At 32.5% G+C, this 14,736-nt stretch carries 10 protein-coding genes; all 10 read right to left on the reverse strand.

Annotation, left to right across the window (positions count from 1 at the left end; translation table 11 throughout):
- Positions 1–68: 68 nt before the first annotated feature.
- A complete protein-coding gene (locus P2W75_RS08640; protein WP_276380045.1) occupies positions 69–2,096 on the reverse strand; it encodes a hypothetical protein in 2,028 nt (675 codons plus the stop codon).
- A gap of 122 nt (positions 2,097–2,218) precedes the next feature.
- Positions 2,219–2,965, reverse strand: coding sequence for a 3-oxoacyl-[acyl-carrier-protein] reductase (gene fabG / locus P2W75_RS08645; RefSeq protein WP_091497713.1), 747 nt, complete (start codon positions 2,963–2,965; stop codon positions 2,219–2,221).
- Positions 2,966–3,418: 453 nt separating this feature from the next.
- Complete coding sequence (locus tag P2W75_RS08650) at positions 3,419–4,270, reverse strand: hypothetical protein (RefSeq protein WP_276380047.1); 852 nt, start codon at positions 4,268–4,270, stop codon at positions 3,419–3,421.
- Between the two features lie 104 nt (positions 4,271–4,374).
- Positions 4,375–5,721 carry a DUF4302 domain-containing protein gene (locus tag P2W75_RS08655; RefSeq protein WP_276380048.1) on the reverse strand — a complete coding sequence of 449 codons (1,347 nt, stop codon included), beginning with the start codon at positions 5,719–5,721 and terminating at the stop codon, positions 4,375–4,377.
- Positions 5,722–5,732: 11 nt separating this feature from the next.
- On the reverse strand, positions 5,733–6,593 hold the full coding sequence (locus P2W75_RS08660; protein ID WP_207296324.1) for a substrate import-associated zinc metallohydrolase lipoprotein: 861 nt from the start codon (positions 6,591–6,593) through the stop codon (positions 5,733–5,735).
- A gap of 19 nt (positions 6,594–6,612) precedes the next feature.
- Positions 6,613–8,088: a RagB/SusD family nutrient uptake outer membrane protein gene (locus tag P2W75_RS08665; protein ID WP_276380049.1), complete on the reverse strand. Its 1,476-nt coding sequence runs from the start codon at positions 8,086–8,088 to the stop codon at positions 6,613–6,615.
- A 12-nt stretch (positions 8,089–8,100) separates the two neighbouring features.
- Positions 8,101–11,829: a SusC/RagA family TonB-linked outer membrane protein gene (locus P2W75_RS08670; protein WP_276380050.1), complete on the reverse strand. Its 3,729-nt coding sequence runs from the start codon at positions 11,827–11,829 to the stop codon at positions 8,101–8,103.
- Between the two features lie 307 nt (positions 11,830–12,136).
- Positions 12,137–13,249, reverse strand: a complete 1,113-nt coding sequence (locus tag P2W75_RS08675) for a FecR family protein (RefSeq protein WP_207296327.1) — start codon at positions 13,247–13,249, stop codon at positions 12,137–12,139.
- A gap of 89 nt (positions 13,250–13,338) precedes the next feature.
- Positions 13,339–13,950: an RNA polymerase sigma factor gene (locus P2W75_RS08680; RefSeq protein ID WP_276380052.1), complete on the reverse strand. Its 612-nt coding sequence runs from the start codon at positions 13,948–13,950 to the stop codon at positions 13,339–13,341.
- 328 nt (positions 13,951–14,278) lie between these two features.
- Complete coding sequence (locus P2W75_RS08685; RefSeq protein WP_207296329.1) at positions 14,279–14,707, reverse strand: hypothetical protein; 429 nt, start codon at positions 14,705–14,707, stop codon at positions 14,279–14,281.
- Between the last annotated feature and the right edge of the window lie 29 nt (positions 14,708–14,736).

A 14,736-nucleotide genomic window follows, 5' to 3' on the forward strand; every position in this document is an offset into this window, starting at 1 on the left:
TTTTTTGTTTCAAGTTTGATGTTTCAGGTTGCAAAACTTTGAAGTTTTATCGCTCTGAATCTTCTTAATTAAAGCAATCCATTATATTTTCTAACAAACCATTCGGTTGTTAATAAAACTGCAATTAAAATCAGTAACCAAACCCAGTCAATTATTGGAGTTTTACTGGTCACATTTTTTTCGATTGATTTGTATTCTTTATTTTCTAAAAGTGTATTAATCAAATCTTCTGCTTGGTTTTCAAAGAAAGCTTTTCCGTTGGTTTGTAAAGCCAATTGCTTTAGTTTTAAAACATCAGGATTTACAAATTGTTTTTCGATGTCAAAATCTAAAATCTCAAAATGACTGGAATATGAAGTATTTGAATTTAATTCTTTTACTGTAAAATTGTATTTTCCAGCTGTTAATCCGTCAAGGTTTACTGAAAACGAATTATTTCCTTTTAATAAATCGTAATTTTTACTTTGTTTGGTTTCAGCATTTGTAACCGAAATGGTTAATCTTGCTTTTTCGTCAAACTCATAATTTTTATTGAAATACTGCGCATTGATTACAATTTCATCTCCTGAATTATAGAAGTTTTCATGTGTTACCACCAATGATTTTTTAGAAGCAGAAGTTGCCAAATACTGAATTATTTTATCTACAAAAACATCATATTTTTCAAATGATTGATTGTCGATATGACTTTGCAAACGCCATTTCCAGCTGTTTTCCCCTAAAAGAAAAGCGGTTCTTTTTCCTTGATTTTCGGCAAAAGCCAATAATGTTGCATTTGTAGAAACATTTCTTATTTTGGACGAAAGTAAAACAGATACATCTCCGTTTGTTGTTATTGTTCCAAAAGCATTTTGTAATGGCGGGAAATTTTCAAAACCAATATTATCAATGGCAAATAAATTAAACTGTGATTGAAATTCAGACAAATAATCTTCAATTTGTCCGCTCATTTTAAAGATCAGGTTATTTTGCTGTTGATTCAGAAAGTTAAAATCTGTACTGTTTCCAGTTATAATAAACATGTTTCTTCCAGCAGCTTTGTTGTTTTCAAAAACTTGTCTAAAAGCAGTTGTTGGCTGATATAAAACTAAAACCGAAGCTTCTTGTAACTGGCTAATATCATTCGGTTTAACCAAAATCACTTTACGTTGCGCATTAACTTCTATCGAACGTTTTAATGCCGCAATATCTGGATGATTTATGGAAGAAACGATTGCAATTGTAGATTTTTGATCGATAATTTCAACCGCAAAATTTTTGATATTATTATATGAATTTTTCTCTTTCGCTCCAGAAGAAATATTGGCTCTAAAAATCTGCAATCCTACTTTATCAGCAGGTAAAAGTAAATTTAAAGAAGCTGTTTTTTTTGATGGTGAGAAAGAAACTTTTTCTCTGGCTACCACTGAATTCCCTTGCGAAATTGTAAAATCGGCAGTTGTTGGTTTGGTTCCTGCATATTGCAAAAATACTTCGACAGGAAATTTATTTTTATGAAAAGCGTATTTGTTTACGTTTAACTGATTGATTTTTAAATCAAAAAAAGTGGTTGTATCTCCCACAACCAAAGGATAAACTTTATTGGCAGGATCAAAACGATATACATAATCGTTTCCTGTAGTCTGATTTCCATCGGTAATTAGTACGGTTGGGAAAGTCAGGTTTTTATTAATGCTTTTTAAATTCTTAGCAACTTCATCTAAATTGGTTTGATTTCCTTTAAAATCAAATTTATTAGATGTTTTAAAATCGGCATCGAATTGATAGGATTGAATCTCAAATTTTTCCTTTAATGCAGGATTTGAGATTAATTTCTGGTATAGTTCGGCTGCTTTTTTATCTGATTTTAATGCTGTTATTGAGCTTGAATTATCTACAGCAATTGCCAAAGGAGTTTTGGTTATTTCAAGCGAGCTTTTAGAAATTATTGGGTTTATCAACAATACCAGTAATCCGAAAATCGCAAGAAAACGTAAAAAAGCCAAAAACCAAATCAGATTTGATTTGTTTTTGGCTTTGAAAAAATATTGAAAGTACGACAAACCACCCGCTATTACTAAAGAAAGTAATAATAAAAGAATTGTGTTTGTAGTCATAATTTAGTATTCAGTATCAGTTTACAGTCTTCAGATTTAAAAAAGCGTTCAGTTATATCCTAGAATCAGAATATACTGAATACTAAAATCTTTGAACCTTTGCTGCTTAGTACCTCAGTACCTTAGGTTAGCATTCCTCCGCAAACGTTAAGAACTTGTCCTGTAACGTATGCACTCATATCAGAAGCTAAGAATAGACAAGCGTTTGCTACATCTTCTGGCGTTCCTCCACGTTTTAAAGGAATACCTTCTCTCCATCCTTTTACTACATCTTCTGATAATTTTGCAGTCATTTCAGTTTCGATGAATCCTGGTGCAATTGCGTTACAACGAATATTACGAGAACCTAATTCAAGAGCTACTGATTTTGTGAATCCAATTGCTCCTGCTTTTGATGCTGCATAGTTTGTTTGTCCGGCATTTCCAGAAACTCCCACTACTGAACTGATATTGATAATAGAACCAGCACGTTGTTTCAAGAAAGTTTTTTGAATAGCTTTCGTCATATTGAAAACTGACTTCAAGTTAACATCAATTACTTGATCGAAATCGGCTTCAGACATACGCATTAAAAGGTTGTCTTTTGTAATTCCGGCATTATTGATAAGAATATCTACAGTTCCAAAATCAGCTAAAACAGCATCAACAAAAGTCTGCGCTTCGTTAAAATCAGCTGCGTTTGACTGATATCCTTTTGCTTTTACTCCTAATGCATTTAACTCAGCTTCAAGAGCTTCTGCAGATGCAGCAGATGAACTATATGTAAATGCTACATTTGCTCCGTGTTTAGCAAAAACTTCTGCAATTCCCTTACCAATTCCGCGGCTAGCGCCTGTAATGATTGCTACTTTTCCTTCTAGTAATTTCATATTAAGGTATTCGTTTTTATTTTTTGAATTACAAATATAGAGTATTTGGGCATTTAATAAAATTTGAAATGTAAAAAATGGCTTAGAATCTTTGTTTTCGTACCAATAAAAAAAGCAGCCCTAAATGGGCTGCTTCCTCCAAAATAAAAAAACTAAAACTAAAATTTTTATAAATGATTTTGTTTCGTGATAAAAAATATAACTACCAGTACTAAAGCTAAAATCAACATTCTAAAAATTGATGATTTAAAATCAGTTGTATTGTTGATCTTATCCATTCTTCTTTCTTTCATTAAATGAGCAGTTGCCACTGGAATGATTATTAAAATAGAAAGATATAGATAATATCTTGTATAATCTGGATAGAACCATGATACTGCCAAAAGTATTACCCCCCATAAAAAGAAAATAATATTAAGTGGTGTAGTATATTTTTTGACCATAGCTTTAAAATTAATCTATTCTTTCAACAAATTTGCCATTCGAGTCAGTCGTCCAGCAACTATCTCTATTACAATGCAAAGTTAATTCTCCCGTTGGCGGTGGTGGCCCATCAGGACTCATTGGTTCAAGTACACATTCTTTATAATCTTGTTTTGCTCTGTTATCACAAGTTATTTTAGTTGCCATGCAATATGCAGCAGACAACAATCCAGGAATCAAGCCGGCATATGCACCTGCTACTGCAAATACTGCACAAGTTCCAAAATCTCCAGCACATCGATCTATGCTTTTATTAAATGTACTTGCACAATTTGGACTTCCTACCAAGCCAGTTGGCGGTAATGGAACTTGAGAGTTATAAGTATTCTTCACCAACTCTAAATGAGTATTTAAAAGTTGAGTTTGTTTCTCTACAGTAAAATTATAAAACCCTGGATTTTGTGATACAAATGCTTGCTGAATTGCTACATTACTTTTTAAAAGGTTAATTACCTCTTGACTATTTGCTATTCCAGCCATTTCAAAAACTATTTTTAAATCACTCTCATTTTTTGCAACGCTTAATTTTTGCATTGCTTCAGCATTAAAACCTACATAAGCATTTTTATTTAATGCTACTTCTAGATTTGAAACATTTACAAAGATCTGTACTGAAAGTGTATTTAAATTTTCTTCCATATTAGAAGCTACAATTACAGAATTTTCACTTGTATTTTTTGCAGATTCTATTTTTGCTTTAACAGCTCCTAATTTATTTAAAGATTCATCTTCTGAAGAGCATGAATAAAATATTATAAATGCTACAATAAATCCGAATATATATAATTTAGAGCATATTTTATTAAAATCTAAGTTGTTCATTCTTGCTTTAATTTTTTTTCATAAAATAACCTACTTATAACTACTAAAAATAAAATGTTATAATCGGAAAGACCATATTAAACAGTCTTTCCGATACAATCAATTTAATTCAGCTGCCAAGTAGTCATTCTAAATGGACTTGTTGAACTTGTAAAAGTGTATACTGTATTTGAATAAAACACTCTAAAGTTTTCTTTTTTAACATAAATTCCGTTTGGATCCATCAAATAGCTGTCAAATCCAGCAAGGAAAGCAGGAGTAGCAACAGTTGTATTTCCATTCCATGATTTATGTTTTAAAATAATCTTTTTACCAATAGGATCTTCTTCTACATCAACGTAATGCTGTAATGCTGACCTACCAACAAATGTGTAATAAATGAAATTTCCAAGTGAATGATTTAAATACAATTGTACAGATGAAACCCTTTGTCCAGCAGGTAATGAAGCATTGATTTTAGCTAATTCAGCAGCAAATAATTTTGAATTTGTAGCGGCGTCTTCAATATAATCTCCTACATAATAACCAAATCTCGCATAAACTTTCCCAGGAAGTAAAATTTTATAATCATCTGTTAAAACCAATGGCTTATCAGTGTATTTTATTGTAGCACTAACACCACCAGTTCCAGTTGCAGTAAAACTTCCATCTGCATCATTATATACAAAATTTGAAAGTTTTTGTCCGCCTACTTCAACCGCTGGGCTAACAACGATTCCAGTTGGCGTATAACCAACTCCCATATTGTAACTTACAGAATATCCGGCCTCTATAGAATTTGATTCAGCGAAACGAGTTACAGAACTGAATGAAAAATCAAATTTATGAACTGTTGTTCCATCGGTAGTTTCTAATAATCTAAATAAAGGTCTTTCATCACTTCCAATAACATTTTCTTCTGTTACAAGGTTTTTAGGAAGATCTGCCCAATCTGCTGCAGTTGCTTTTACAAAACGAATTTCTGTTCCATTTCTATTGGCTTTAAAAATAATTTCACCGTTTTCTTGCCCATAGTATAAGAACTGAAAATCTCCTAAATATCCTTTTGCTCTTAATGCAGGAATTGGATAATTATCTGATTCTGATAAAAGATGAATTCTGTTTTTTGTAGTGAAAGTTAAACTTACAGTGCTTCCAAGTTGAATTTCATATTCACTTTTGTATACATCTGTATCTGAATCAAAATCAGAAGCCATTTCTACAGTTCCGTCTTGAGCAAATCTGAACAAGTGTGTATAACCACCTAAGACTGTATTGTCTGTAAAATAAACTGTTTTCCATCCAAACTGTGATGAAAGCAATGCTTGGCTAAGTTCTGATTTCTGAATGTTTAAACGTTCAGTTGGTGTTTTATCAAATAATTGTTCAGCGTCAGTATTATTGTTACAGGCGCTTAAATGCAGTATCAAAATTGCTGCAAATAAATACTTATATATGTTTTTTATTTTCATGATACTTGTTTTTAATTGTTTATTACACCTGTTGTGTTTTTCTCTGCTTCATCTCTCAAAGCATAAAAATCCATGTTGAATGCTTCTTTGAAGTATTTAACAACCAAAGCTTCTTTTGTTTTTAATGCCTGATAAGCAAATGGACTTTGGATTCCATCTAAGAATGCTTGATAATCTGCTTTTGTATAAATCAAAATCATTGAAGCTGTTTCTGCGAAATCTTCGTTAATGTTTGATCTTGCGTAACTTGTTATAAATCCAATTTCATTAGATTCTGGAATATCATAATTGTACCAATCTGCTGTATATCCTACAGGAGTTACAGCTGCCCATGATTTTTCGTCGAAAGGTTTGTTTTGGTTCAAAATGTGAATGTATTCGTGCTGGATCGTATGAATAAATTCTGAAACATTATCACGATCAGTTTGATCAATATAATCTGTTTCAAATAATGTTACTCTTTGTCCACCTTCGGCTAAACCTAAAGTTCTAGTTCCTACACTATTTAAATTTACTCCTCCAACTAAAACAATTTCTCTTGGTGCAATTTTTTTCACAAAATCAGCTCCTCCAATTGTTGAGTAACTTTTAAGCCAGATTTCTTCAACAATTTCTAAGGCTGGCTTTACTTTATCTATTGTTGGCGGAAATAAATAACGGCTGTTGTCAACTGTATTTTGGTTCCATTTATATTGTACATTAATGTTAAAAGGATTCAAATATGTAGTTGTAATCCAATTATCTAGAGCCGTTTTTGTTGGCTGTGTAAAATCTAATTGGCTTTCTCCCGGCTGATCTTCACTTCCACATGAAATTAACGCTGCAGAAACCACGGCCATAATGGCTAGTTTATTGTATTTGAATAGTTTCATAAGTTTTTAATTTTAAAGATTATCTAGGATTTAATTCAACTCCAGTATTTGAGGCATGCAACGGAATTTGTAATGCTCTTCTGTTATCATCTTTTACCAAAATATTTGTTGGTTTGTTGGTTGTTTCGTGATTCACTACGATGTTAAAACGTTTTACATCAAACCATCTCATTCCTTCATGTACAAAATCTCTTCTTCGTGCTTCTGCAATTGCTTTAACGTAAGAGGTTTGCACTGGTGTCATGGTATAGAATGGTGTATATTCATCGGCAATTACTGGATATTTTGCTACAATTTTTGCTTCTGTCAATTTATCTGAGGCAACATACCCTACCGTTCTTGTTGATAGGAAATAGTCTAATTCATCATTTGCTAAGGCAATCTCTCCTTTCATTACATGTGCTTCGATTCTGTTCAAGAAAAATTCATCATTGCTTAATAAAACTTCTGCTACATAAGGATCTCCAATTCCAGCAGTTACGTTAGAGTATTTAAAGTACTCATAAAACTTAGGCATAAATACTGTAATACTACTGTTTGATGAATAAAAGTTATAATACCATGGTTTATTATAAGGACTTACTCCCGATCCAAAAATTTCAGGATATCTTGCTCCCGAAAGATAAAAACGGTTTGAATAGTACGATCTGCTCACAATTGAATTTGCTGAAACGATTAATAAGTTTGTTTCAGCATTGCTATCTGCGTAAGCTAATCTTTGATCAACGGCGCTTAATAAATCATATGATGGAAAGTCTCTTAATTTCCCTTCTGGTTTAGAACCTAAATCACTAGATAATTCGATTACTCGGTCCCAATCACCTTTTACTAGATAAAATCTGCTGGCAAAAGCTTTTGAAGCATTTACGTTAAAGTGGAATTTTGGTTGTTTGTAATCGTTGGTTACTAATTTTAATCCTTCTTCAATATCTTTTTGAATAAAATCAAAAACTTCAGCAACTGTGTTTCTTTTGTACTTTGTTACTAATTCTGTTTCTGGTTTTGTAACATAAGGAACTCCTAAATCTGATGCTGCAGTGGCAGGATTATAACGTTTAGACCATAATGAAACCAGCATGTAATGAGAGTAAGCTCTTGCCATTAAAGCTTCACCTTTTTGAGGATTAAGCGTTGCAGGGCTTCCTAGATCTTCAATTGCTTCTAATGCTTTATTTGCATGAGCGATTGCTTTGTAACATGCATCCCAATAAAAAGCCTGAGTATCTATATCTGTAGTTTCTGTTTGTATTTCCCAGTTATAGCTTTGCTCATTTTTTATTAAAGTCTGTGGCATGCCACTGTCAAAAACGTTATCAGACATTGTTTCTGCAATATCAAAATAACTCATTTGCGGATAAGCCTCAACTAGTAATTCTGAGATTTTTTCAGGAGTGTCAATTTCTGTTCTGTTATCTGGTTTTTCCGAAAGGAAATCATCACAGCTAGTAATACTTACCAGTATCAATAGGGATAAAGCTATTTTTAAGTTTTTCATATTTTTTGACTATTATAATGAAAGATTTAAAGTAAATGTATATTGAGAGGTTACCGGTAAAGCAACTCCTCCAGAATTACGGAACTCAGGATCCTGACCGTTTAATCTTTTATCTGAGTAAATTAACCATGGATTAACTGCAGAACCTTTTAATGTAAAAGTGCTTAATCCTAACTTTCTCTTGAAATCTTTAGGGAATTCCCAGCTTAATGAAATGTTTTTCAAACGGATGAAATCACCATCTGCAATACGAGCATCTGAATAGTTGTACGTATTATAAGCTCTAGCAAGTGTACGTTCTCCACCATAATTAGCATTTAAACGTCTGTCTGCAATAACCGGAACGTTTGTAAAGTTTTCATCTCCTGGATTAATCCATCTGTTTGTGAAATCTTTTGTAAATACCGTTAAATCGTCATACGTACTATCGTAAACAGGGTTTAAACGAACTTTGTTTCCGCCTGACCCCACAAAAAACACATATAATGACCAGTTTTTGTATGTAAATGTATTGGCTAAACCAATAGATTTGTTTGGCTCAATTGATCCTTCGTATTTTAAATATTTTGTAACATCTAAATTATCTTGAAAGTTCGCATCGGTAATATTATTATCTGCACCCGGCTGTAAAATAAAGGTTGGAAGACCTTGGTTATTTAAACCTGTAAACTGATAAGAATAAATAGAGTTTCTTGGATGTCCAACTGTATTTCCTCCATTTGAATCTACTAAGTCAAATGCGGTAGGCGTGTTTTGTAACTTAGTGATTTCTTGGTGATAAACTGAGAAATTAAGAGACGTTGTCCATTTAAAGTCTTTTGCATCGATGTTTTTAGTTGTAATTCCAACTTCAAGACCTTTAGTTTCCATATCAGCATTGTTTCCTTGTCTAACTCTCTGACCTCCAATCCCTGAAGTAATTACATAATCTACTAAGTCAAATGCCTTACGACGATAAACATCTGTAGTCAATTGTACTCTATTGTTGAACATTCCCAGATCAAGTCCAATGTTAGTTTCGAATTGTTTTTCCCAAGTTAAATCACCATTTTGTAATTCATCAATTCTAATTGAAGTTTCTCTGTTGTCTAGATTAAAACGATCTGTAATATAACTTTTGTAAATCGCTAAAGAGTTTGTTGCAGGTCCTGCAGTTGCAGTTAAACCGTAAGAAGCTCTAAGTGCCAAAGTATTAATAGATGCTACATCTTTCATGAATTTTTCTTCGGCAACATTCCATTTTCCACTGAAAGTGTAAGTTGGCAGCCATCTAGAAGAATCGCTATTCCCTTGTCTGTTAGATCCATCATAACGTCCTGTAACAGAAGCTGTATAACGACGATCGTATGTATACCCTACTTTTCCGAAGAAACCTACTGTTCTTTCTTTTTCTTCATTAAACCCATAGTAAGAGTCTCCACCATTAATGATTTTTTCAATGATTCTAGGATCTGTAAAAGCAGTCAAACCTCTGTCGTATTGTAAACCTGCAGCTGTAAATTGATCGCTAGTTCTGTCTACAACTCTCATCTCTGTTCCAAATAAACCTTCAACTTCATGTTTATCTGCGAAAACATTTCTGTAATTAACACTATTTCTTAGGTTGTAAGAAGTCATGTCATTAGTAAATTTTCTTAGGAAACCTCCATTTGGTAAAACAGAAACTTTTGGTGCTGTTAAATCATTTGGATCTTGGTATAGGAAAATATTTTGGTCTCTCACCAATGTATTAACACCATCTTCTCCATCTGGAGTTCCCGCTTTGTAAGCACCTACTACGTTTGAGTTTTCTAAAATTTTGTGCTCACGGCTTGTATTTGCATAACGTGCTGAACCTGTTAAGTTATACGTTAAATGCGGTGTAATTTTGTAATCAAGATCTAATTGGAAACGAATATCTTTTACTTCGATTTCCATGTAATTATTAGCTAATTCGTTGATGATATTCATCTTAGCCCAGTTATTTCTATAGTACTCTAAATTACCGTTATCGTCATAAGGTCTTAACGTTCTGCTTGTATTTAATACATAGTTGAATGGGTTGATGTCAAAATCACGAGTAACTTTACCAAAAACAACGTCTTTTTCACTTTCATAACTTCCTGGAGCTCCTTGATCACGAATAGAAGCCAAAGTAGAAAGCGTAATATTTAATTTATCATTTACATAAAATGTTCCTTTGATGTTGCTTGAGATTTGTTTTACATCATCAGCAATAGTCCATCCCGGATCAGTGTAATATCCTAAAGAGGCATAAAATGTATTATTTTTTCCACCACCAGAAAAGCTTAAAGAGTGATTTTGAGTAATAGAAGGTCTGAACAATATATTGAACCAATCTGTATTTGCCAATTCATACTTTTTCAAAAAGTTGTTACGGCTCACAGGATCATTGTTTACTAAATAACCTCCAGTTTCAGGTACATAGGTATTGATTGCTCTTCCTAAAATATTGTATGCTCCACCATATCTTCCATTAACTGTTGAAGGCAAATCTAAATATCCTTTTTGTTCCATTTCTTTTAAGATACTCATAGATTCCTGAGAATTTAAAATATCATATTGGCTATAATTAGGAACCGATCTAACAGTTTGCTCTAACCCGTACGTAATTTTTAATGGCGCATCTCTACGTCCTTGTTTTGTAGTTACCACTACAACTCCATTTAATGATCTTGAACCATAGATAGAAGTAGCAGATGCATCTTTAAGAATTTCAATGCTTTGAATATCATTTGCATTTAATCCGGCAACAGATGAACTTAATAATGTTTCTGAGTTTCCTGAAGCTAAATCAGCAAATGACATATTTATGATATCTTCCTGAACAACACCATCGATTACCCATAATGGTTTTGTATCTCCAAAAATTGAAGAAGATCCACGAACTGTAATTTTAGGAGCCGTACCAAATGTACCTGTAACGTTTTGTACAGTAACCCCTGCCGCTTTACCTTCGATCATACGGCTTACGTCTACAACCCCATCCACTTTTAATTCAGCACCAGAAATTTTACTGATAGCTCCGGTAAAAGTTCTTTTAGATGTTTTTTCATAACCTGTTGTTACTACAACCTCTTTTAAGTTTTGTCCTAATTCACTTAAAACGATATTTGGCGAAGTATTTTCGATTCCTATTTCTTTCGTCTCCATACCTACGTAAGAAATAATAAGTCGATCTGTATTGGCTGGCATTTCGATTACGAAATTACCGTCAAAGTCTGTTAATACTGCTATTTTTGTACCTTTTGCCATTACTGTAGCACCTGGAAGCGGGCTTCCGCTTTGGTCAGTAACTTTTCCCTTGATGATTGGGCCTGCAGTTAATATTTCAAAAAGTGAATCATGATTATCGGTACTTGCAAAAGGTGCTGCACCAGTACTTTTTTGTAGGATAATTTGATTACTGACTTCAGAGAAAGTAATATTGAAGGGCACCAATATTCGACTCAAGATGCTTGAAAGCGTTTCCTGATTTGCTTCGATACTTACTTTGTTGCTTAACTGAGGAAGTCTTGAATTGTAAGAAAATTTTACATGTGCAGACTTTTCAATTTTAGACAAAGCGTTATCAAGAGTCAAATTTTCAACTGTAATTGTAACTTTGGTATCTAATTTCTTTTGTCCATTTACATTATTTGCCACGGCAAAGCTTGAAAACACAAGTGCCAAGACAAACTGAAATAGTGTTATTTTCATGATTCTATGGAGTAATCGTTGTTTAACAACTGGTTTTTTCATAATTTTGATTTGTTTTGATTAATACTGATTCGAGTGTATTTTAAGAAACGTATGAATTGCTCTTTACAGAGAGAAATTCAATTCTATAAGTGTCGATAATGTTACAGCATTTCGGCACTTTTTTTATGCAATCTTTTTTCACATAGGCATTTTTTGGTTTTGGTTGGTTGAGTTTAAGTTTTATTGTTTTGGTAAAATAAAAAGGAAATAAATTACATTTAAATAGTGAAATGAAAGACTTTACCCCTAAAAATTAATATTCAAAAAATAGTCATCCTCCAGCGCAATTACAGTTACGCTGAAACGATTAATTACAACCTTCTGAGGTTATAATAATTTGATTTCCATTCATCTCAAAACTGGTGTTATTTCCAATGCTTTTACAGACAATTTTTAATTTCTCTGTTAATGGCTGATCACTCAGTGAAGTGGTTAAATGACAATCTATTAATTTATTTTTTGGATAATCAATATCTACTAAATAAGCCTGTTCTATTGTTTCAAATATTTGTGATACAGGAATATCGTTAAATTCAAAACTCAGCTGCTCAATATTTCCTACACTTTGAGCCAGTACTGCATCTTGTGTAATGTTGGTAATTTTATTGAATTTTAAATCGCTTCTTTGAAATCTAAGTGCCTGATTAGGAAGTAATACAATTTCTTCTTTATCTGATTTTGAAACTAAATCATTTGATTTAACCTTAACTTTACCGGTGCGAACAAGAATCTCAACGTCGGGCTGATCAGAATAAGCTTTAACTCTAAAGCTTGTCCCTACCACCTTTGTAACTATTTCGTTAGCATAAACATAAAAAGGCTTGTGGGGATTTTTACTAATTTCAAAGAAACCTTCGCCGGATAAATACACCTTTCTTTCGTTTCCGGTAAAGATTTTAGGATAACTTAATTTGCTATTAGGCTGAAGCAGTACAGAACTACCATCAGAAAGTGTAATAATTTGGGGCTTAGTTGTATTGTTAGTCTGTTCAACCAGACCTTCATTATTTTCGTCAACAAGCTCATTATAAGTAACAATATTGTTATCAATTTTAAAATATGTACTATAAATCCATGAAGAAATAAAACAGATAAACAAAGTGGCAGCAACTCCAGTTAGAATTTGTTTTCCTAAAAACCTGATTTTTGAGGTCTTTACATTTTTTTGATTTTCCTTTTCACGGATTTTTACCCATGTTGCCTGTAACGCCCTGTGAATATCAGAAGATGATAATTCATTCTCAGGAACTTTCATAGCAAGAAGCATTAATCTTGCATCTTGTACTAATTTGGCACGCTGACGACTTTCTAGAGTCCATTCCTCCCAGCCTTCTTTATCAATTTTAAATAAGACCCAGGCTTGAAATGATTCGTCTGCTAAGAAATCTTCTATTTCGGAATATTTATTACGTTTTTGCATCTACTAATAAGGTTACAAAAACATAGAGGACAGTTCTGTTATTATATACTCACCAAATTATGATTTTTTTTAAGTTTTTTTAACTTTTTTTAAAGAGTGCTTGAAAACAATAGTGTAATTAGGGGTAAAGTACCTTTCCATTCTTTACGGAGAGTAAGTAATCCGCGGTGTAACAAATTACTTGCAGACTGATAATTCACATCAAGCATCTCTGCAATCTGCTCCACACTTAATCCTTGATGGTAACGCAAATACAAGGCTTCTTTTTGTCTTGGAGGCAATTCGTTTAAAAGTCTGTTTAAATAGTGAACTTTTTCTTTTGTTGCATAATCATCATCCAGAAGATCGTTTTCAACGGAAAATTCTAAAAGAAATGCAATATCGTCAGTACTTGCTGTTTTTCTAAAAATATGATCTCTTTCGTATAAACGAGCAATTCTCTTTCTCACACTTGATAATAGATACGCTTTCACAACTACAGCCGTCTGCAGCGAATTACGATATACCCATATATCTGTAAAGACATCTTGTATACAATCCTGAACTTTCTCTTCGTAAGGTGAAAGAGAATTTCCATAATTTACTAAGTCGTTATAATATCTTTCAAATAATAATGAAAATGACTTTTCATCTCCATTTTTTAAATCATTCCAAAGTGTATTATCATCAACAGAATTGAGGTGCAGGGGTCGGGTCTTCATACTTAAGGCAGTTAACAAAAAACAATTCTTAATGAATAGATCACACTATTTTAACATTATCTTTTGAATTTGTGCGATAAATATATAAAAGCAAAAAATTAAAAACAATTCCTTTACATAAAAGAGATACTTTCATAATACACAAAAACATTGATTTGGACTGCTATTGTTGATGTTTGGAAGAAATGTTAAAATTATTTTTAATTTGGGGGCTATTTAAAAATATAAGATTTTACGTAATTATAAAAGTTAACATTATTATTTATCATCAATAAAAAAGCCCTGCTTATAGATTAGCAAGGCTTTTAAATATTTATGAAAACATTTTTTAAAAAGCTACATTCCACCTTGGTAATTTAGCATTTTCATCTAAAAAGTTTTGTAGAACCTGACCTTCAACAGCCGTTGGAATTGCTTTTGCATCTGCATTGAAAGTTTCATACCAAACTACTTCAAGCTCAGAAATATTCTCTAACTTCATTTGAGCAGGCCATGAATATTTTCTTCCAGTTTTTGCAAATTGATGTCCGTTTACGATTTTATCATATAATCCACCGCTTTTACTTTTTAAAGTTCCGTCGTTTTGAACGGTTCCAGTAGAACCAACCATAATTAGTTCTTTATCATTTCCTTCAACAGCGTAAACCACAAAAATACCTGCGCTTCCTTCAGGAGCATTGCAAACTTCTTCTAAACTATCATTTACTGTAAAAGTGAAACTGTTTGTTGATTTAAATTTTTCTAATTCTTTGTACATATTTCTTTTTTAAGCTTCTAAGATACTGA

It is taken from the genome of Flavobacterium sp. H4147 (assembly GCF_029360735.1).
Classification (GTDB): domain Bacteria; phylum Bacteroidota; class Bacteroidia; order Flavobacteriales; family Flavobacteriaceae; genus Flavobacterium; species Flavobacterium endoglycinae.